Consider the following 21,173-nt stretch of genomic DNA (forward strand, 5'->3'; position numbering starts at 1 on the left):
AGGGAACGTTTCCTGCCCGCTGATTGCGTCACTGCAAGACGGAACGAAGCTCGCTGCATCGGCGCGGGGGAGTCACGGGGTGACTACGCCTTAGCGTGCTTTATTTTCCGAATTCTGAGACGACCCCTTTAAGGATAAAACAATGCGACGTTGTCTGCGGATAGTGTGGGGAACTCTGTTTATTTTCGCCTTTGCGGTACAGGCGGAAACAAAGGTTTATGGCGAACAACGCGTCAGCGGCTGGTGGAACTGGCTAAAAGACGATGTCTCGCAAACCTGGAATCAGCCGCAAAACTACGACCTGTATCTGCCATTTCTCAGCTGGCACAACCGCTTTATGTACGATAAAGAGAAAACCGATAACTACAATGAGATGCCGTGGGGCGGGGGATTTGGTGTCTCAAGATATAACGAAGAAGGTAACTGGAGCTCACTCTACGCGATGATGTTTAAGGATTCGCACAACGAGTGGCAGCCGATTATCGGCTACGGCTGGGAGAAGGGCTGGTATCTGGACAGTAGTCGCGATTTTCGCCTGGGGCTTGGGGTGACCGCCGGGATCACCGCCCGAGAAGACTTCGCCAACTACGTACCGCTACCGATTATTTTGCCGCTCTTTTCCGCCAGCTATCGCCGCCTGAGCGTGCAGTTCACCTATATTCCCGGCACCTACAATAACGGCAACGTGCTGTTTGCGTGGCTGCGCTACGGTTTTTAAGAGGGCATCAAATCGTAATCACCTTTTTCACCAGCGAATTGGACAGCGCTAGCATTGAAATTAACACCGAGGCGATGAACGTCAGGACAATCAGCATTAACTTGGTTCCCAGCGAGCTAATTGGGATAAGCGCGGTCAGCAGATGAAAAACGGAGTAGTGAAGAATATAGACGCCGGTCATCGTTTTGCTGATAGTCGCCAGAATGGTCTCTTTAAACTCGCTGTTTTTACGAAACCGCACGCCGTTGGCGGCAATCACCAGCGCCACCACCAAAATATAAATTTGTGATCCGGTAAGAATGAACGCATTTCTGTCAGCCTTAAACAGGGCGAAGAAGAAATGGCGCTCGTAAAACCAGGTGAAGAGATAAATAAACGGAATGGCGATCATCGCGCCTTTCACCACTCTCTCGCGGGTCAGCCAACTGGCGACCAGCGGATCGCTGAACAGCTGGCCGGTCAGGTAAAACAGCAGCCAGGTCCACAAACGGTACTGCGGGGCCAGGCTCAGCGCATGAACATCAGGATACAGCGCGGACAGCAGATCGTAGCCATATGAGAGCAACAGCAGCGCAAATACCACGCCGAAAAATAGCTTGCGTCGCTGGCTGAGCCACTCGATAAGCGGATGAAAGGTGTAAATCACAATAAAGGCAAAAACAAACCACGGCTGGATAAGATAACCGCGCTGGTAGGGTTCCCAGAGATAGTACACTGTCATCCAGAACAGGAAGACGATAACTACGCTTTTGATTTTACCCATTTGCCACTGCGCATCGTGCCGTGACTGCGAATCCAGATAGCCCGCCACCACAAAAAACAGCGGCGTGGCTATGGTCGAAATAAACGTCAGAAAACCGAGGATCCAGTGATAGTCGTAATCATAGTGATCCCGGGTGTTATAAATGGTGAAGAAGGTCACCGCCGTCATGCATCCCAGCGTTTTAATAATATTTAATCCGGTACTGTTCATTATTGTGGCTTCATATCCTTAGAGCCTATCCCATTAGGCTATTTTATTTGCCATTTTGGTCCTGGGCAGTGCTCACAAGCCTCACGTACTGCGTGTACGCTTCGGTTGTTGCGCGCTGTCCGTGCCCAAACTGGCTGCAACAATATACGCCTACTGGGATAGGCTCTTATTATGGAAACAGGCGTAAATCACTGGCAGAACCAGCAGCGTCAGAATAGTAGCAAAACCCAGACCAAACATAATAACTACCGCCATACTCTGGAAGAAGACATCCAATAATAAAGGGGCCAGACCGAGAACGGTGGTGAAGGCGGTCAGCAGAATAGGGCGCAGACGCGAGGTGGCGGCATAAATAATGGCTTCCTGCTGCGCTTTTTCCTGCTTCTGCTGCTCAATTTCCTCAACCAGCACGATGCCGTTACGAATCAACATCCCGCTCAGGCTAAGCAAGCCTATCAATGCCATAAAGCCAAAAGGAATACCGGTAATCAAAAAGCCTGGCGTTACGCCAATCAGCGCCAGCGGCACCGTCAGCCAGATAGCGATCGCGTTTTTCAGCGAGCTGAACATCAGCACAGTGATAACAAACATCACCAGGTAACCCAGCGGCAGGGTGGTGAACAACCCCTGCTGCGCTTCGCGGGAATTCTCCGCGTCGCCGCCCCACTCAATACTGTAGCCGTGCGGTAGGGCGAGGGCATCGATTTGCGGCTTCACGCGCGCCAGAATATCGCCTGAGGTTTGATTGCTCAGCGGATCGGGGTCGGTCTGCACGGTCAGTACGCGGCTGCGGTCGCGGCGCAGGATCAAAGGATCTTCCCACTCGAGATTAAAGCCGCTGACCACGTTACTGAGCGGGATATACTGCTGGCGGTTTTGGCTCCAGACCAGCACATTATTCAGGTGGTTAGCATCCTGGCGCTCGGCGGCTGGTGGGCGAACCACCACCGGCAGCAGGTCAGCCCCTTCGCGATAGAGTCCCGCACGGCTACCAGAGAAATTCATCTCCAGCGCGTTATCGATATCCTGTTTATCTACTCCCAGTTCGCGGCCTAAGCTGGCGGAATATTGTGGGCGGATAACCTTGCTGCGGTTCTGCCAGTCGTTGCGCACGCCGTCGGTGGCCGGGTCTGCGGAGAGAATATCGCCCACCTGGCTGGCGAGCAGGCGCAGGCGGTCGGGATCCGGGCCTTTGATGCGCACTTCAATGGCGCTATCGCCGGAAGGGCCGAACATCACGCGTTTGCTGCTGGCATTAACCTGCGGATAGTTGCGCGCAATATAGCTGTCAACATGCTGCGTCAGAGCGTTAATACTGCGCTGGTCGTCCATGCGTACCATGATCTGCGCGTAGTTGCTGTATTGCCGTTGCCCGCTGTAGGTGAGGATAAAACGCATACTGCCCTGACCAACGGTGGCGATGGTGGTGACAACGCCCGGCTGGCCGTTAATCGAGGTTTCAATATCGCTGGCCATCTTTTCGGTTGTCGCAATATCAGTGCCATAGGGAAGCCAGAGGTCAACAAAGAAGATAGGCGTGTTCGATGAGGGGAAAAAGTTCTGCCGCACCGAGCCGAATCCCCATATTGAAGCTGCCAGCAGCGCCGCCATGACGGTCAGGGTGATCGCTTTGCGCATCAGTAGGGTGTGCAGAATCTGCTGATAAATGCGATAAAAGCGCCCGCTGTAGGGGTCGGTATCCGAGGTTTCAGCAGGCGGCTGTTGCCCTTTGAACAGCCACCATTTAATCAGTACTGGCGTGATGGTTAACGCTGAGAACCAGCTCAGCATGAGTGAAATCAGCAGCACCTGGAGCAGTGATTTGCAGTATTCTCCGGTGGAGTCCTGCGACAGGCCAATCGGCGCAAAGGCGAGAATAGCAATCACCGTCGCCCCCAGCAGCGGCAGCGCCGAGCGGCGAATCACATAATTAATCGCCGTGAGCAGCGTCGACCCCTGCTGGCGGGCAATGAGTACCCCTTCGACGATGACGATGGCATTATCGACCAGCATACTCAGGGCGATAATCAGCGCCCCCAGCGAGATACGCTGTAGCTCGATGCCCCACAGATACATAATCAGCAGCGTACCGAGCACGTTAAGCGCTAACGACAGGGCAATAATGATACCGCTGCGCACGCCCATAAAGATCAGCAGCACGCCGACGACAATGGCCAGTGCCATCAGGAAGTTAGTGATAAAGCCGTTCACCGAGTGAGCCACTTCTGCAGCCTGGTCGTAGAACAGGTCAATTTTGATCCCTGCCGGTTTTTCCGCCGACATCTGATCCAGTTTGCTTTCCAGCGCGCGACCAACGTCAATGACGTTGACGCCGGGAATAAACGACACCCCCATAGTGACCGCCTGGCGGCCATTAGCGTGATAAATGCTGGAAGGAGATTCGCTGAGTCCGCGCGATAGCGTGGCAATATCGCGCAATCGCGTCGCTGAACCTGAGCCGTGCGGGCTGATTAACAAATCGCCCAGCTCGTCGAGATTTTCAAACTCCCCCGTTGGATGCAGGCGAATTGACTCGCTGTCGGATTTAATCTCACCGGCGTTAGACACTACGTTCAAGCGACTGAGGATTGCCGCCAGTTGGTTGAGCGTGATACCGCGGGCGGTCATTTTTGCCAGCGAGATATCGATATTGATTTGTTGTGGGATCGCACCGCCGATAGCGACTTTGCCAACGCCGGGAACCAGCACCAGTTCGCGCCTGAGCTGCTCGGCGTAGCGGACCAGCTCAGGGTTGGTAAAGCTCTCGCCGGAGATAGCAAAGAAGAAGCCAAAGACATCGCCAAAATCGTCGTTCACAAAGGGGGAGGCCACGCCGGGCGGGAACATCCGGGCGGCGTCTCCTACCCGACGGCGCAGCTCATCCCAGATTTGCGGCAGCTCGCTGGAGTGATAATTCGAGGCGATATTGACGGTGATTTGCGACAGACCATTGGAGGAAATTGAGCTGACGTTGTCCAGATAGGGCAGCTGTTGCAGCGCGTTCTCCAGCGGCAGGGTGACTTCTTCCTCAACCTGCTGCGCCGAGGCTCCCGGATAGTGGGTGATGACCACGGCGGTCTTGATGGTAAACGCCGGGTCTTCCAGGCGACCGATATTCAGCAGGGCGAAAATACCCCCGATGCCCAGCAGTAAAATAGTCAGCCAGACGCGAATCGGGTTGTTAATAAACTGACGAGAGATATCCATTACAAACCTCGTTCACGCGTCCAGATTCGAACCGGTTGCTGCGCATGCAGTTCACTGACGCCTGCCGCCACGACGCGCTCGCCGACGCTAAGCCCTTCGGTAATGACCACTCCCTGAGAGGTGACCTGGCCGACGCCAACTTTTCTGTCCTCAAGCTGTAGCTGTTCGCCTTCGCCTTTAACTACCCAGACGTGGGGCTCATTGCGCTGGCGATTATCCGGATTAAATACCGCTTCAACCGGCACCACGACGGCTTTATCGCCCGCGCTGGCGGGCAGGTTTGCCAGATTGACCGTCACGGTCCCACTCACGCCGCCCACTGACGGAAAATCGGCCGGGCGCGGCATGGTTAAAATGATCTGCCAGGTCAGAGTGTTGCTGTCGCTGCTACCGGTATGTTCTTTATATTCGGCGGTGAACTGACGGTCCGGCATAGAGTTGATTTTCACCACCGGACGATACTGCGCATTGCGGATATCAATAGTCGTAAAAAGATTCTCCGGAATGCTGAACACCACGTCGAGCAGATCGGTTCGCGTCAGGGTGACGATCGGCTGTCCGGCGGCGACAACCTGGTGATTACGGATCGGGACGCTGGCGGCAATACCGCTAAACGGCGCGGTGAGCGTCATTTGACTTAGCTCTTCGCGGGCGATTTTTAGCGCAGCGTTGGCGGAATCACGGTTGGCCCGCTGGATATCCATTTCCGCTTTTGAAATGGCCTGGCGACCGGCCAGCGTCTGGAAGCGGTCGAACTGCCGCTGAGCGAGGGTTGCTGCGGTCTGCCGTTCGTTGACGCGTTGCTGCGCTTCCCGGGCGTTGAGCCGGGCGAGCGCTTGCCCCTGAGAGATACTGGCTCCCTGACGCACATCAAGGGATTCAATCTGTCCGCCGCGTTTGAACGACAGATCGGTAGAATCCCCGGATTCAATACGGGCAGGAAAAATGCGCTGCTGTGAATCACCAATGGCGACGACATCCGCAACTTTTACCATCCGCGGCAGCGGGGTAACTTGCGGTGCTTTCTGATCGCAAGCCGTTGTTATTAAAATAACAACGGGAATGAGAGAAAAATAACGGTTCACTGTATTCCCCTCGGTGCTAAAGGTTTTATTTTACATATTTTTCACAAATGCCGGCTTTATTCAGCCAGCGCTGAGACCACTAAATAGGTAAATAACCCGGAAGCCGTACAGGCGATTATTGCCAGGGCAATAAACAGGCTCAGGCGAAACAGGCTGTAGCCGAACATTGCTCCTCCTCTGGTATCAACCTTGTGCTAAGTAGATTCTTATCTACATAATTGTTGAATGGTTTTTAGAGGCGCGCAGGCCTCTGATAATGAGCATAGTCGTTGAAAAAAGGAAATGTTAAAAAGAGTAAAATTTGCGGTAATGTTGACGATTTTGCTGGGTTTTCAGTTGAATTGTCTGAGGTCGACTGAGTCTGTGATATTTTTCAATATATTAATTGGCATCTTAATAATGTTAATCGCCGTGTGCTACGTTTAATTATACCCATCATACTTCGAATCGAGATTTCTTCCTCAGCGCCATTGTCTGCGCTGTTTTCACCACCTTTTTTTATAGGTAATAAAAGGATTGTCTCTATGTATAAAAATATCCTCGTCCCGGTTGATGTGTTTGAAACCGGCCTTGCGGACAAGGCTTTGTCCCATGCTCAATTCCTCGCGCAAAGCTCCTCCGGGCAGATTCATTTACTCAACGTCATCCCGACATTTTCTCCTGCACTGACGCGCGGATTTATTTCCGATGCGCGAAAAATGGAAGACTATCTGGTTAATAATTCAAAAGAAAAACTCGCTGAACTCATCAATAAACTCTCTCTGAAGGAAAGCGATGTCCAGATTCATATTCGCAGCGGCAACGTCCGCGATGAAGTGACGAAACTGGCAGATGAACTGAAGGCGGATGTGGTGATCATTGGCTCACGCAATCCCAATATTCAAACCCATCTGTTGGGTTCAGAGGCGGCAAGTATCGTGCGTTATGCCCATGTGCCGGTTTTTGTGGTGCGCTAAGGGCAGCCTGAGGCTGTCCTGATTTCCGTTACAGGAGTGAGGAGATAACTATGAATACAGAAAAACCGGGCGGCCCGTTTTATCAGCTCTCCGTGGATGAAACCCTGACCAGCACCAACAGCACTCCCGATGGCATCAGCAGCGCTGAAGCGACGGCGCGCTTACAGCAGTACGGTGAAAATGCGCTACCGCAAAAAGCGGGTAAACCGGCATGGCTGCGTTTTCTGGCGCATTTTAATGATGTGCTGATTTACGTCTTGCTGGCGGCGGCGCTATTGACGGCGGTGATGGGCCACTGGGTCGATACTCTGGTGATCCTCGGCGTGGCGGTGATCAACGCCCTGATTGGTCATATTCAGGAGAGTAACGCCGAAAAATCGCTCCAGAGCATTCGCAATATGCTCTCCAGCGAAGCGGTGGTGGTTCGTCAGGGGAATCATGAAACCATTCCGACCACGGCGCTGGTTCCCGGCGATATCGTGGTGATCCGCGCCGGCGACCGCATTCCAGCAGACCTGCGGGTTATCGAAGCGCATAACCTACGGGTGGAAGAGGCGATTCTGACCGGTGAATCAACGGTGGTGGAGAAAAGTACCGAAGCGCTTAGCGGCGAACTGCCGTTGGGTGACCGGACGAACCTGTTGTTCTCAGGCACCACGGTAAGCTCCGGCGGTGGCAAAGGCCTGGTGGTGGCAACCGGTGGCGATACCGAGCTGGGCCACATTAACCAGATGATGGCGGATATCGAGAAACACCGTACTCCGCTGTTGGTGCAGATGGATAAGCTCGGCAAAGCCATCTTTATCATCATTCTGGTGATGATGGCTGCGCTATTCGTCTTTAGCCTGCTGTTCCGCGATATGCCGGTTTCTGAACTGATGCTGTCGCTGATTAGCCTGGCGGTGGCGTCGGTACCGGAAGGGCTGCCGGCGATTATCTCGATTATCCTCTCGCTTGGCGTGCAAACCATGGCCCGGCAGAAGGCGATTATCCGCAAGCTGCCGACGGTCGAAACGCTAGGGGCGATGACGGTTATTTGCTCGGATAAAACCGGGACGCTGACCATGAACGAGATGACGGTTAAGGCCGTTATCACCGCCGATAAAGTCTATCGGGTGGAAGGGGACAGCTACGAGCCGGTGGGGAATATTCACCCGATCGATGAGCCGGACCCGATAACCGTCGCGCCGGGCACGCTGCTGGAGCGCTATCTGCGCACCATCGACCTGTGTAACGACAGCCAGCTAATCAAAGATGAAAGCGGGTTGTGGAAAATCACTGGCGGCCCTACGGAAGGGGCGCTGAAGGTGCTGGCGGCGAAAGTGACGCTTTCGCCGGCGAGCACCGAACTGCGCAGTAAGATCCCCTTTGATTCGCAATACAAATATATGTCAACGCTGTACCGCATCGGCAATGAGGAGACGATTTTAATTACCGGTGCGCCAGATGTGCTGTTCCGCCTGTGTCAGCATCAGCAAACCGACCATGGGCTGGAGCCGCTGGACCAGCCGTATTGGGAAGCGAAAATTGAAGAGTACGCGCGGGAAGGGCTGCGCATGGTGGCGGCAGCGTGGAAACCGGCGGCTGACGGGCAAACCGAACTCACCCATCAGGATTTGCAGCATGGCGTCATTCTGTTAGGGATCGCCGGGATGATGGACCCGCCGCGACCAGAGGCCATTACCGCTATCGGCGACTGCCTGCAGGCGGGGATCCGCGTGAAGATGATCACCGGGGACCACCCGCAAACGGCGATGAGTATCGGCAAGATGCTGGGGATCGGCAACGCCGGGAACGCCATTACCGGGCGCGAGCTGGAGGTGATGGACGATACCCAACTGAGTGAAGCGGCGCAGAAATTCGATATTTTTGCCCGTACCAGTCCGGAAGATAAGTTCCGTCTGGTTCAGGCGCTGCAAAGCAGGAAAGAGGTGGTCGGGATGACCGGTGATGGGGTGAACGACGCCCCGGCGCTGAAGCAGGCCGATGTTGGTATCGCGATGGGCATCAAGGGCACCGAAGTGACCAAAGAGGCCGCTGATATGGTGCTGACCGATGATAACTTCGCCACCATCGCCAGTGCAGTCAGGGAAGGGCGGCGGGTTTACGATAACCTGAAGAAAACGATCTTGTTCATTATGCCAACCAACCTGGCGCAGGGGTTGTTAATCATTATCGCGCTGCTGGCGGGGAATTTGATTCCGCTGACGCCGGTGTTGATTTTGTGGATGAACATGGCGACGTCGGCCACGCTGTCGTTTGGTCTGGCGTTCGAAGCCGGTGAAAAGAACATCATGCGCCGTCCGCCGCGCGATCCTAAGCTGCATGCGATGGACGGCTTTGCCATCTGGCGGGTAATTTTTGTCGGTTCGATGATCGCCGTGAGCGCCTTTGTGCTGGAGGCCTGGCTACAGCCGCGAGGCTACTCACCTGAGTTTATCCGCACCGTACTGTTGCAGACGCTGGTCACCGCACAGTGGTTTTATATGCTCAACTGCCGGGTGGCGGATGGTTTCTCACTGAGCAAAGGGCTGCTGGCGAACCGGGGTATCTGGATTGTCAGCGGCGTGTTGCTGGTGCTGCAACTGCTGATTATCTACGCGCCGTTTATGCAGATGCTGTTCGGTACCGAAGCGCTGCCGTTCCGCTACTGGGTGATCACCTTTATTATCGGTTTTGTGATGTTCCTGATTGTGGAAATTGAGAAGCCGCTGACGCGCAAGTGGCGCACGGCCTGAGTCATTCCCGGAGGCGGTGCTGCGCACCTGTCCGGGCTACCAGACAGCCGCATAATCGGTAGCCCGGACAGACGCAGCGCGCCGCCACCGTGGAAAACCAAAAAACAAAAGCCGACGCATAACGCGTCGGCTTTTCCGTTTCAGACAAAGAACACGATCTTAATCGATCAATCTTTGAGTTTAACCGGGTTATTACGATAGGCCGCCAGCTTCGCGCGCATCCAGCTGCTGCTGTTGTTATTGACCGCGCTCACCACGCCAGTGGTGGCACCGCCGCCGACCTGCACATGGAAAATACCGCGTGACGGGAAATCCACATATTTTGGTTCAGTGAAATCCCACTCATGACGCTTGAAGGGGTCGGTTCCGGCTGAGGGCGAAATGACACCCTAAGCGTTAGCTCTGTGTCGTTGCACGATGTCAGCGACGGTATTCTTGCTGATACCGAGCTCGCGTGCGATCCAGCGATAGCTGCGTCCCTCGGCCCTCATCGCAACCACCTTAGGCAAAAGTCGGTCTGATTTTGGTCGCACTCCGGCCTGACGACCAAGCCTCTTACCACGTGCCTTCGCAACAGCAAGGCCTGACTTGACCCGCTCGCTGATGAGATCCCGCTCAAACTCCGCAATGCCGGAAAGAAACGTCGCCAGCATTCGTCCATACGGCGACGAAAGATCGAACGCCATTCCATTCATGGCTATCACGGAAACCTTCCAGTTCTCCAGTTCACGTAGCGTATTGAGCAGATCGAGCGTCGAGCGCCCCCACCGGGAAAGCTCAGTGACCAGGATTGCATCAATTTGTCTGGACTGGGCAAGCGCCAGGACTTTCTTTCGCTCGGCCCGGTCGAGTTTAGTTCCTGAACCTGTTTCCTTAAATATTCCCACCACGTCGTAGCCGGCACGGCCGGCGAAGGCTCGCAGATCAAATTCCTGGCGTTCACAAGACTGATCCGCTGTTGAAACCCGGCAGTAAATGGCGGCACGATGTCCCAATTGAACCCTCCTGGATTTTTGTATCGGAACGCCCTGATTTATATGGGCTGGCTGTTGTCCAAAACAGACTATACTTCAAAAGGGACGAATTTGTATGTCACGACGCCATATTTTCACCGAACGGCAGCGAGCAGCGCTGTTCGATCTGCCCACGGACGAACTGTCGCTACTGAAGTTCTACACGCTGGGCGATGATGACCTGGAAAACATTAGGCAGCGCCGCAGACCGGAAAACAGGATTGGCTTTGCCCTGCAACTTTGTGCCTTACGATATCCGGGCCGTGCACTGGCTCCTGGTGAGATGATCCCGCGTGAAGTCCTTTCCTTCGTCGGTGCTCAGCTTGGAGTTCCGGCTGATGCGCTTCTCACTTATGCCACACGGCGCCAAACCCGTCAGCAGCACATGGACACGCTGCGCGAAATTTACGGCTACAAGACCTTCACGGGCCGTGGTGCCCGTGATCTGCGGGAGTGGACTTTCGGCCAGGCCGAAGATGCCAGATCAAACGAGGATCTTGCTCATCGTTTTATTGTGCGGTGTCGGGAAACTTCCACCATTCTGCCCGCAGTATCGACAATCGAGCGCTTGTGCGCGGATGCTCTGGTCGCCGCTGAGCGGCGGATTGAAACGCGGATTGCGGAAAATTTAACAGCGGATGTTCGCGATCACCTGGACAAACTTCTGAGTGAAATGCTCGCCGGCAATATCAGTCGTTTCATCTGGCTTCGCAACTTCGAGGTTGGTAACAACTCGGCTGCTGCTAACCGTTTGCTCGACAGGCTCGAATTTCTGCGTACCCTGAATATCAATCATAGTGCTTTGGCCAGCATACCTGCCCATCGCATTGCCCGGCTGCGTCGGCAGGGTGAACGCTACTTCACCGACGGTTTGCGTGACATCACTTCGGACCGCCGCTGGGCGATCCTTGCCGTCTGTGTTGTGGAGTGGGAAGCGGCGATTGCTGATGCCATAGTCGAAACCCATGACAGGATCGTAGGAAAAACCTGGCGGGAAGCGAAGCGCCAGCATGACGAAACAATTTCCGGCTCTAAAGCCACACTCACGGATACGATCCGTACCTTCACCGCGCTGGGAGCTTCGTTGCTTGAGGCCCGCAGTGACGGAACCCCGCTGGAGATGGCTGTCGCCAGTTCGGTTGCATGGGACCGGCTCGCTCAACTGGTAGCGACAGGGACTCAACTCAGCAACACGCTAGCCGATGAGCCTCTTGCATATGTCGGGCAGGGATACCATCGCTTTCGTCGTTATGCGCCCCGCATGTTGCGCTGTCTGAAGCTCGAAGCCGCGCCGGTCGCCGGACCATTGGTAGCAGCAGCTTTGTCGATCGGAGAGATGAAAGGTGTTGCATCGCCAGAAAGGCGTTTCCTGCGGCCCAGCTCCAAATGGAACCGTCATTTACGAGCTCAGGAAAAAGGAGATACCCGTCTTTGGGAAGTGGCGGTACTCTTTCACCTCCGGGATGCTTTTCGTTCCGGAGATGTCTGGCTCGCTCATTCGCGCCGCTATGGTGACCTCAAGCAGGTACTGGTGCCGATGATCGCGGCGCAGGAAAATGCAAAACTGGCCGTGCCTTCCAACCCACAGGATTGGCTGGCAGACAGAAAGGCGCGACTCACGATCGCTCTTAAGCGGCTGGCCCGGGCTGCCCGTAACGGCACTATTCCGCACGGTAGCATAGAAGATGGAACGTTGCGGATCGACAGGTTGACAGCAGACGTGCCGGATGGTGCCGAGGCACTCATACTGGATCTGTATCGCCGAATGCCGTCCGTTCGGATTACCGACATGCTGCTTGAAGTTGATGCAGCCCTTGGTTTCACAGATGCGTTTACCCATCTGAGAACCGGGGCTCCATGTCGCGACCGGATCGGTCTGCTCAACGTCCTGCTCGCTGAAGGGCTCAATCTGGGCCTGCGTAAGATGGCGGAAGCTACAAACACGCATGATTACTGGCAGCTCTCACGCCTTGCCCGCTGGCATGTTGAAAGCGAAGCCATGAACCAGGCATTGGCAATTGTGGTGGCCGCGCAGGGTAAACTGCCGATGTCACGCGTCTGGGGGATGGGCACGTCAGCATCGAGCGATGGTCAGTTTTTCCCGACAGCGCGGCATGGCGAAGTCATGAACATGGTCAATGCCAAATATGGTTCTGTTCCCGGCCTCAAAGCGTATACTCACGTAAGCGACCAGTTCGCGCCATTCGCTTGTCAGTCGATCCCGGCGACCGTGAGCGAGGCACCGTATATTCTCGATGGACTACTGATGAACGAGGTCGGTCGCCATGTTCGCGAACAGTATGCCGATACAGCAGGATTCACCGACCATTTGTTCGGAGCCAGTAGCCTGCTCGGCTACAATCTCGTTCTGCGAATCAGGGATCTGCCATCGAAGCGGTTGTACGTATTTAATCCCGATACGACCCCCAGGGAGTTACGCAAGTTGGTAGGTGGAAAAGCCCGGGAGGATCTTATCGTTGCGAACTGGCCTGATATTTTCCGTTGTGCCGCGACGATGACCGCTGGCAAAATCAGGCCCAGCCAACTCCTGCGCAAGCTCGCTTCTTACCCACGACAAAACAACCTTGCAGTTGCGCTTCGTGAAGTTGGTCGTATTGAACGGACCCTTTTCATTATTGAGTGGATCCTGGATACGGACATGCAGCGGCGTGCTCAGATCGGTCTTAACAAGGGAGAGGCCCACCATGCGCTCAAAAATGCGCTCCGTATCGGGAGGCAGGGGGAAATTCGCGATCGCACGACAGAGGGGCAGCACTACCGAATCGCTGGGCTCAATTTATTGACTGCGGTGATCATTTACTGGAATACCGTCCATCTTGGTCATGCCGTCACGGAGCGGCGGAACGAAGGGTTGGATGTTCCCCCTGAATTTCTTCCCCACATATCCCCATTGGGCTGGGCGCACATTCTACTGACTGGCGAATATCTTTGGCCCAAGGAACCGAAAGCTTAGGGTGTCATTTCGCCCTCAGCCGGAACCGACCCCAGGAAGTCAGGATTACGTAATTGTGAGTTATGCACATTAATGTTAAAATTCATGATTTTTTATGTTGATTTTGTGTTAAATCATGAGGGATTGATGGGGGAAGACAAAATAAAATGTTAATTAATGGTGGTTTTAAATCATATTATTTAACCATTTGATAACATTTCAGGGGTTTTAGGTGATGCCCGAATACAGCGAATTTAAGTCATAAAATTAATTTTTTATTTCGCATGTCTCATTAGTAATTTTTATCACCATAGATAAGTCTGCTGACCGGGGAACCAGCATGCGGAAAAAAGATATGTGATTTGCAGGGGTATACACCGATACGTGCATCAGCGACTGACAACGTCTCTTACTGGTAATGAGGAGCAGGGTGGAAAAATACTTTTTCTGCAAAGTCGTGAACCCCATCTGGGGGTGTTATCTGCCTTCACAGAGATGTTGCCGGAACACAATAATGAACAGGCCGGATTATGCTATCCGGCCTGTTGTGTCAACTTGGTGATTTTTCGACAAATAGATTGAGATGGTAGCGGTAGCTGTCGAGGAACCGGGATTTACATGCATCATTCATACTGCCGGTGACCTGTTCAACGTCCACTTTCCGCCCTTGTGAGTTCATCTGGGCCAGACTTAATGCAATAAAATCAAAATCTTTTGGATGAAACTTTTCTACGTGGTGTATTGCCTGCATATTCCTCCCTTTTAATCGCCATGAAGAGTAAGGTTTATGCTCTGCTATTTTCAGTATGGCCCAGCCTCTCGATATTCTCCTGCAGAGTCGCGAAAACTGTGAGGCCAGCCGCAGATTTTGTACTTTAGGGCGTTTCCTGCCGCCGCAATCCGCCTGTCAGGCCGTCTGGTGGAGGTAAATGCTGCCATGAAGTTGCAACCCAGAATGATTGAGCTGTCATCAGGCGTATGTTTTATTTTTTTATGGCTTTGTTGAATAAATCAGATTTCGGGTAAGTCTCCCCCGTAGCGGGTTGTGTTTTCAGGCAATACGCACGCTTTCAGGCATACCTGCTTTCGTCATTTTGTTCAGCGCTCGTACCAGGGCCATAGCCTCCGCAACCTGACCATCGTAGTCACGCAGCGTCAGTGAACCCCCGAACAGCTGTTTTACCCGGTACATCGCCGTTTCCGCTATCGAGCGACGGTTGTAATCTGTTGTCCATTTCCACCGCGCATTACTCCCGGTCATTCGCTGATTAGCCACTGCACGGTTACGGTCTGCATATTCACCGGGCCAGTAACCCGCACCTTTTCGGGGAGGGATAAGCGCGCTGATTTTCTTACGCCGCAGTTCATCGTGACAGAGCCGGGTGTCGTAAGCGCCGTCTGCCGATGCTGCCCTGATTTTTCTGTGAGTCTGCCGGATAAGACCCGGGAAGGCTTCTGAGTCCGTCACATTGTTCAGCGACAGGTCAGCGCAGATGATTTCATGTGTTTTACTGTCAACGGCGAGATGCAGCTTACGCCAGATACGGCGGCGTTCCTGGCCATGCTTTTTGACTTTCCACTCGCCTTCACCGAAGACCTTCAGCCCGGTGGAATCAATTACCAGGTGTGCGATTTCACCCCGGGTGGGCGTTTTGAAACTGACATTAACCGACTTTGCCCGCCTGCTGACACAGCTGTAATCCGGGCAGCGTAGCGGAACGTTCATCAGAGAAAAAATGGAATCAATAAAGCCCTGCGCAGCGCGCAGGGTCAGCCTGAATACGCGTTTAATGACCAGCACAGTCGTGATGGCAAGGTCAGAATAGCGCTGAGGTCTGCCTCGTGAAGAAGGTGTTGCTGACTCATACCAGGCCTGAATAGCTTCATCATCCAGCCAGAAAGTTATGGAGCCACGGTTGATGAGGGCTTTATTGTAGGTGGGCCAGTTGGTGATTTTGAACTTTTGCTTTGCCACGGAACGGTCTGCGTTGTCGGGAAGATGCGTGATCTGATCCTTCAACTCAGCAAAAGTTCGATTTATTCAACAAAGCCTTTTTTTATATACGATCTGACGAATTCAGCAGAAGGAAACTCATCATTCGTGACGAAATAAAAATTAGTTTCCCCATTAATATAGAAATGAGTGTTTACTCACAGAAAGAAAATCAGGAGTAATTATTCTGAAGACAGATAATACAGAAGTCGTACAGCGCATTTAACTCACTTCTCAGGAGGTTAATCACTCTCTATTTGTGGACAACCGACATGTCTTAAGGCTCTGGAATAACGTGTTGATATTTCGATGCGTAGCATGCAGCGGAATATTACCGGATCAATAAAGCAGGAAGAGGCGTTTTAATTCTTTCCGCAGGATGATAGTAGGGTGACTGCCATGTCTGATTATAATGAAAAAAGTGCGATCTCCGCACTTCTCGCAGGTCATTGTTCCGATCCATTTTCCGTGCTTGGCATGCACTCAACCGATGCGGGTCTGGAAGTGCGCGCATTATTACCCGATGCCACCGATGTATGGGTGATTGAACCGAAAACCGGGCGCAAAGTCGGTAAACTCGAATGCCTCGACACACGCGGGTTCTTTAGCGGCGTTCTGCCGCGCCGGAAAAATCCTTTTCGTTACCAGCTGGCCGTCACCTGGCACGGTCAGCAAAACCTGATTGACGACCCCTATCGCTTTGGCCCGCTGCTGCAGGAGCTTGATGCCTGGCTGCTCGCTGAAGGGACTCATCTGCGGCCCTACGAGACGCTGGGAGCCCATGCCGACACCATGGACGGCGTCACCGGGACGCGTTTTTCCGTCTGGGCGCCGAACGCCCGTCGTGTGTCGGTGGTCGGACAGTTCAACTACTGGGACGGCCGCCGCCACCCGATGCGTCTGCGCAAAGAGTCCGGCATCTGGGAGCTGTTTGTCCCCGGCGCGCATAACGGCCAGCTGTATAAGTTCGAGCTGATTGACGCCCACGGCCACCTGCGGGTGAAATCCGACCCGTATGCCTTTGAGGCACAGATGCGCCCGGAAAGCGCGTCGCTTATCTGCGGCATGCCGGAAAAGGTCGAACAGCCACAGTCCCGTCAGCAGGCCAACCAGTTTGATGCACCGATTTCGATTTATGAAGTGCACCTTGGCTCGTGGCGCCGCCACGCCGATAACCATTTCTGGCTCAGCTACCGCGAGCTGGCGGACCAGCTGGTGCCTTACGCGAAGTGGATGGGCTTCACCCATCTGGAGCTGCTGCCGGTAAACGAACATCCGTTCGACGGCAGCTGGGGCTATCAGCCCACCGGGCTGTACGCGCCGACCCGCCGTTTTGGTACCCGTGAAGACTTCCGCTACTTCCTGAATGCTGCCCATGCCGCGGGTCTGAACGTGATCCTCGACTGGGTGCCGGGCCACTTCCCGTCGGATGACTTTGCGCTGGCATCGTTCGACGGCACCGCGTTGTATGAACACAGCGACCCGCGAGAAGGTTATCACCAGGACTGGAATACGCTGATCTACAACTACGGTCGCCGTGAAGTCAGCAACTTTCTGGTCGGGAACGCGCTGTACTGGATTGAACGCTTCGGGATCGACGCCCTGCGCGTGGATGCGGTTGCGTCAATGATCTACCGCGACTACAGCCGCAAAGAGGGGGAGTGGGTGCCCAATGAGTACGGCGGCCGGGAAAACCTCGAAGCGATTGAATTTCTGCGCAATACCAACCGTGTGCTCGGTGAGCAGACGCCGGGAGCGGTCACGATGGCGGAGGAGTCCACCGACTTCGCCGGGGTTACACGACCGTCTTCGACGGGCGGTCTTGGCTTCTGGTTCAAATGGAACCTCGGCTGGATGCATGACACCCTCGACTATATGCAGCTCGATCCCATCTATCGTCGTTATCATCACGACAAGATGACCTTCGGGATGCTCTACAACTACACCGAAAACTTCGTGTTGCCGCTGTCACACGATGAAGTGGTTCACGGCAAAAAATCGATTCTTGACCGGATGCCTGGCGATGCCTGGCAGAAGTTCGCCAACCTGCGCGCCTACTACGGCTGGCTGTTTGCCTTCCCCGGTAAAAAGCTGCTGTTTATGGGCAACGAGTTTGCCCAGGGGCGGGAGTGGAACCACGACGCCAGCCTCGACTGGCATCTGCTGGAAGGGGGCGACAACTGGCATCACGGGGTGCAGCGTCTGGTGCGCGATCTGAACCATACCTATCGCCACCATAAGGCACTGCACGAACTGGATTTTGACCCCTACGGCTTTGAATGGCTTGTTGTGGATGACCATGAACGGTCGGTGTTTATCTTTGTCCGTCGCGATAAAGCCGGGAACGAGATAATCGTGGCGAGCAACTTCACGCCAGTACCGCGTCACGGCTATCGCTTCGGGATTAACCAGCCGGGGCGCTGGCGTGAAGAGCTGAACACCGACTCGATGCACTACCACGGGAGCAACACCGGCAACGGCGGCTGCGTGGCAAGCGAGGCGATCGCCAGCCACGGTCGGGAGCATTCGCTGTCGGTGACTCTGCCGCCGCTGGCGACAATCTGGCTGGTACGGGAATCTGCAGGGCAATAAAACGCGCAGCTGATTTATTGCAGCTGACTTATTACCGGAGGTGATCACTTCTGAATTATTTTGCAGAAGAGTGAGGCTTTTTCTTCATTATTTTCTTTTATGGCTTTTATTTAATAGCAGGACATTATTATGAGTAAACTTGAATATACTGACAACTTAATGCTGTCGCGCCAGTTACCGCTTAAATCCGTGGCCCTGATCCTCGCCGGCGGACGTGGCACACGATTAAAAGACCTGACCACTATTCGCGCAAAACCTGCGGTGCATTTCGGCGGTAAATTCAGAATTATTGATTTTGCTTTATCGAATTGTATTAACTCCGGAATAAGACGTATCGGGGTCATTACACAATATCAGTCCCATTCACTGGTGCAGCATATTCAACGCGGCTGGGCATTCTTTAACGAAGAAATGAATGAGTTCGTGGATTTATTACCGGCGCAGCAGCGGGTGCATGGTGAGAACTGGTATCGGGGGACGGCGGATGCCGTGACCCAGAATCTGGATATTATCCGCCGCTATGATGCGGAATATGTCGTTATTCTGGCCGGGGACCATATCTATAAACAAGATTATTCGCGGATGCTGCTCGATCACGTTGAAAAAGGGGCGCGCTGTACCGTGGCCTGCCTGCCGGTCCCGGTTGAAGAGGCAAGCGCTTTTGGCGTCATGGCCGTGGATGAGAATGACAAAATCATTGAATTTGTTGAAAAACCGGCTAATCCGCCCACCATTCCTGGCGATGAAACCCGCTCGCTTGCCAGTATGGGCATTTATGTGTTTGATGCGGAATATCTCTACCAGCTGCTGGAAGACGACGATCGGGATGAACACTCCACCCATGATTTTGGCAAAGATATTATTCCCAGGATAACGGCGGCAGGTGAAGCGTATGCGCATCCGTTCCCGCGCTCCTGCGTTCAGTCGGATAATAATGCCGAGCCATACTGGCGCGATGTCGGAACCCTGGAGGCGTACTGGAAAGCGAATCTGGATTTAGCCTCAGTAGTGCCAGAGCTGGACGTTTATGACCGTAACTGGCCTATCCGTACCTATGTCGAATCGCTGCCCAGCGCCAAATTTGTTCAGGACCGTTCCGGCAGTCATGGCATGACCATGAATTCTCTGGTCTCCGGCGGCTGTATTATTTCTGGCTCGGTGGTGGTGCAGTCGGTTCTATTTTCCAGAGTTCGGATTAACTCGTTCTGTAATATTGATTCGTCGGTTTTATTACCGGGCGTCTGGGTCGGTCGCTCCTGCAGGATAAGACGCTGCGTGATCGACCGGGGATGCGTTATTCCGGAGGGGACGGTGATTGGCGAAAATGCCGTTGAGGATGCGCGACGCTTTTATCGTTCGGAAGAAGGCATCGTTCTGGTTACCAAAGAAATGCTGAACCGACTTGAACTATGAAGCCGTTGGCGGAAATAAAAGCTGCCGCAGCTGTGATTGCCGTCATTGGCATCGCGTCGCCTTCATGCCTGAATAATTAAGGAGCATCCATGCGAGTTTTACATGTAGGAGCGGAGATGTTCCCTCTGTTGAAAACGGGGGGGCTGGCTGATGTGACCGGTGCTCTCCCGGCGGCGCAAATAGCCGAGGGCGTGGATACCCGCGTGCTGCTGCCGGGGTTTCCCGCGATCCGCGACGGAGTAGGGGAACCGCAGGTGGTGGCCAGCAGGGAGACCTTCGCCGGGCCGATGACGCTGTTGTTTGGCGACTTTAACGGCGTGGGCATCTATCTGATTGATGCCCCGCATCTCTATGACCGACCGGGTAATCCTTATCATGACCCGCAGATGCAGGATTATCCCGATAACGTCCTGCGTTTCGCGCTGTTGAGTTGGGTCGCGGCTGAGCTTGCTGGCGGTCTGGATCCGTTCTGGCGGCCTGAAATCGTCCACGCCCATGACTGGCATGCGGGCCTCACGCCGGCTTATCTGGCCGCCCGCGGCAACCCCGCCAGGTCAGTGTTTACGGTGCACAACATTGCCTATCAGGGCTTGTTCCTCGCCCGGCATATGGCGGAGATCGCTTTACCGTGGTCATTCTTCCAGATGCATGGGGTGGAGTTTAAAGGACAGATCTCCTTCCTTAAGGCGGGCCTCTATTTCGCTGACCATATCACCACCGTCAGCCCGACGTATGCCCGTGAAATTACCGAACCGCAGTACGCGTTCGGTCTGGAAGAGTTGCTGCGGCAACGTCAGCGGGAAGGGCGACTGTCGGGGATCCTTAACGGCGTCGACGAAAGCATCTGGGATCCGCGCCGCGATCCGCTGCTGGCTGCGCCTTACGACCGGAACTCGCTGGCTGAGAAAGCGAAGAACAAGCAGCAGCTGCAGACGACGCTGGGGCTGAAGGAGGACGGCCGGGCGCTGTTGTTCACCGTCGTGAGCCGGCTCACCAGCCAGAAGGGGCTGGATCTGCTCCTTGGCGCACTGCCGGGAATCATTGCGCAGGGAGGGCAGCTGGCGCTACTGGGATCCGGCGACCCGGATTTGCAGGCCCGTTTTCTTGCCGCTGCGGCGCAATACTCCGGGCAGGTGAGTATCCGGATCGGTTACGACGAGGCGCTGTCGCATCAGATGATTGGCGGCGCCGACGTCATCCTGGTGCCCAGCCGTTTTGAACCCTGCGGTCTGACCCAGCTCTATGGCCTTCGCTACGGCACATTGCCGCTGGTTCGTCGCACCGGCGGACTGGCGGATACCGTCGCCGACTGTTCGCTCGAAAACCTTGCTGACGGGATCGCGAGCGGATTTGTGTTTACCGACAGCGAGACTGAATCACTATTACATGCCATCCACCGGGCCTTTGTCCTGTGGTCCCGTCCATCGCTGTGGCGGTACGTGCAACGTCAGGCAATGAGCATGGATTTTAGCTGGCAAATTGCCGCTAAGTCTTTCCACCAGTTGTATCAGCGTATTATTTAATTGCTACGG

The 21,173-nt window shown here is 54.3% G+C and carries 14 protein-coding genes; 7 read left to right on the forward strand and 7 right to left on the reverse strand.

Annotation, left to right across the window (positions count from 1 at the left end):
• Positions 1-142 precede the first annotated feature (142 nt).
• Positions 143-718: a lipid IV(A) palmitoyltransferase PagP gene (gene pagP / locus OOJ59_RS26565; RefSeq protein WP_045270086.1), complete on the forward strand. Its 576-nt coding sequence runs from the start codon at positions 143-145 to the stop codon at positions 716-718.
• Positions 719-725: 7 nt separating this feature from the next.
• Here pagP and OOJ59_RS26570 read toward each other — a convergent pair whose 3' ends face one another.
• The 3 genes from OOJ59_RS26570 to OOJ59_RS26580 all read right to left on the reverse strand — a co-directional run bounded on the left by OOJ59_RS26570 (position 726) and on the right by OOJ59_RS26580 (position 5,983).
• Positions 726-1,649 carry an acyltransferase gene (locus tag OOJ59_RS26570; RefSeq protein ID WP_024196075.1) on the reverse strand — a complete coding sequence of 308 codons (924 nt, stop codon included), beginning with the start codon at positions 1,647-1,649 and terminating at the stop codon, positions 726-728.
• A 192-nt stretch (positions 1,650-1,841) separates the two neighbouring features.
• Complete coding sequence (locus tag OOJ59_RS26575) at positions 1,842-4,898, reverse strand: efflux RND transporter permease subunit (protein ID WP_094543548.1); 3,057 nt, start codon at positions 4,896-4,898, stop codon at positions 1,842-1,844.
• Positions 4,898-5,983: an efflux RND transporter periplasmic adaptor subunit gene (locus OOJ59_RS26580; RefSeq protein ID WP_016241530.1), complete on the reverse strand. Its 1,086-nt coding sequence runs from the start codon at positions 5,981-5,983 to the stop codon at positions 4,898-4,900. Before OOJ59_RS26580 ends, OOJ59_RS26575 begins: the two co-directional genes overlap by 1 nt.
• A gap of 524 nt (positions 5,984-6,507) precedes the next feature.
• Here OOJ59_RS26580 and OOJ59_RS26585 point away from each other — a divergent pair.
• Both OOJ59_RS26585 and OOJ59_RS26590 read left to right on the forward strand, forming a co-directional pair.
• Entirely contained in the window at positions 6,508-6,939 is a 432-nt protein-coding gene (locus OOJ59_RS26585) for a universal stress protein (RefSeq protein WP_016241528.1), read from the forward strand.
• A 50-nt stretch (positions 6,940-6,989) separates the two neighbouring features.
• The gene (locus tag OOJ59_RS26590) at positions 6,990-9,677 is read left to right on the forward strand and encodes a cation-transporting P-type ATPase (RefSeq protein ID WP_016241527.1); all 2,688 of its coding nucleotides are present in this window, start codon (positions 6,990-6,992) and stop codon (positions 9,675-9,677) included.
• Between the two features lie 167 nt (positions 9,678-9,844).
• Here the strand turns inward: OOJ59_RS26590 and OOJ59_RS26595 are convergent, their stop codons facing one another.
• Positions 9,845-9,994 (reverse strand): hypothetical protein, encoded by a 150-nt coding sequence (locus OOJ59_RS26595; protein WP_176564481.1) that lies wholly within the window; start codon positions 9,992-9,994, stop codon positions 9,845-9,847.
• A gap of 72 nt (positions 9,995-10,066) precedes the next feature.
• A complete protein-coding gene (locus OOJ59_RS26600; protein WP_000509966.1) occupies positions 10,067-10,672 on the reverse strand; it encodes a recombinase family protein in 606 nt (201 codons plus the stop codon).
• 94 nt (positions 10,673-10,766) lie between these two features.
• Between OOJ59_RS26600 and OOJ59_RS26605 the strand changes: the two genes are divergently transcribed.
• Positions 10,767-13,664, forward strand: a complete 2,898-nt coding sequence (locus OOJ59_RS26605; RefSeq protein WP_023307208.1) for a Tn3-like element Tn5403 family transposase — start codon at positions 10,767-10,769, stop codon at positions 13,662-13,664.
• Positions 13,665-14,193: 529 nt separating this feature from the next.
• Here OOJ59_RS26605 and OOJ59_RS26610 read toward each other — a convergent pair.
• Together OOJ59_RS26610 and OOJ59_RS26615 are read right to left on the reverse strand one after the other, a co-directional pair.
• Positions 14,194-14,394, reverse strand: coding sequence for a hypothetical protein (locus OOJ59_RS26610; protein ID WP_022631502.1), 201 nt, complete (start codon positions 14,392-14,394; stop codon positions 14,194-14,196).
• 300 nt (positions 14,395-14,694) lie between these two features.
• Entirely contained in the window at positions 14,695-15,618 is a 924-nt protein-coding gene (locus OOJ59_RS26615) for an IS5-like element IS903B family transposase (protein ID WP_001118616.1), read from the reverse strand.
• A gap of 417 nt (positions 15,619-16,035) precedes the next feature.
• On the opposite strand from OOJ59_RS26615, the gene glgB reads away from it, so the two are divergent.
• From glgB to glgA, 3 genes are all read left to right on the forward strand, one after another.
• Positions 16,036-18,228, forward strand: a complete 2,193-nt coding sequence (glgB, locus tag OOJ59_RS26620; RefSeq protein ID WP_004099052.1) for a 1,4-alpha-glucan branching enzyme — start codon at positions 16,036-16,038, stop codon at positions 18,226-18,228.
• Between the two features lie 129 nt (positions 18,229-18,357).
• A complete protein-coding gene (glgC, locus tag OOJ59_RS26625; RefSeq protein WP_015632388.1) occupies positions 18,358-19,641 on the forward strand; it encodes a glucose-1-phosphate adenylyltransferase in 1,284 nt (427 codons plus the stop codon).
• A gap of 89 nt (positions 19,642-19,730) precedes the next feature.
• Entirely contained in the window at positions 19,731-21,164 is a 1,434-nt protein-coding gene (gene glgA, locus OOJ59_RS26630; RefSeq protein ID WP_004197677.1) for a glycogen synthase GlgA, read from the forward strand.
• The last annotated feature ends 9 nt before the right edge of the window (positions 21,165-21,173 follow it).

Origin of the sequence: Citrobacter sp. W9 (assembly GCF_026719375.1) — a bacterium.
GTDB classification, from domain to species: Bacteria; Pseudomonadota; Gammaproteobacteria; order Enterobacterales; family Enterobacteriaceae; genus Citrobacter; species Citrobacter werkmanii.

Bases quoted from the DNA above. Each gene is read 5' to 3' on its own strand.
- OOJ59_RS26605 (WP_023307208.1), top strand. From the start codon at position 10,767: ATGTCACGACGCCATATTTTCACCGAACGGCAGCGAGCAGCGCTGTTC.
- glgB (WP_004099052.1), top strand. From the start codon at position 16,036: ATGTCTGATTATAATGAAAAAAGTGCGATCTCCGCACTTCTCGCAGGT.
- pagP (WP_045270086.1), top strand. From the start codon at position 143: ATGCGACGTTGTCTGCGGATAGTGTGGGGAACTCTGTTTATTTTCGCC.
- OOJ59_RS26570 (WP_024196075.1), bottom strand. From the start codon at position 1,649: ATGACGGCGGTGACCTTCTTCACCATTTATAACACCCGGGATCACTAT.
- OOJ59_RS26585 (WP_016241528.1), top strand. From the start codon at position 6,508: ATGTATAAAAATATCCTCGTCCCGGTTGATGTGTTTGAAACCGGCCTT.
- OOJ59_RS26610 (WP_022631502.1), bottom strand. From the start codon at position 14,394: ATGCAGGCAATACACCACGTAGAAAAGTTTCATCCAAAAGATTTTGAT.
- glgC (WP_015632388.1), top strand. From the start codon at position 18,358: ATGAGTAAACTTGAATATACTGACAACTTAATGCTGTCGCGCCAGTTA.
- glgA (WP_004197677.1), top strand. From the start codon at position 19,731: ATGCGAGTTTTACATGTAGGAGCGGAGATGTTCCCTCTGTTGAAAACG.
- OOJ59_RS26575 (WP_094543548.1), bottom strand. From the start codon at position 4,898: ATGGATATCTCTCGTCAGTTTATTAACAACCCGATTCGCGTCTGGCTG.
- OOJ59_RS26590 (WP_016241527.1), top strand. From the start codon at position 6,990: ATGAATACAGAAAAACCGGGCGGCCCGTTTTATCAGCTCTCCGTGGAT.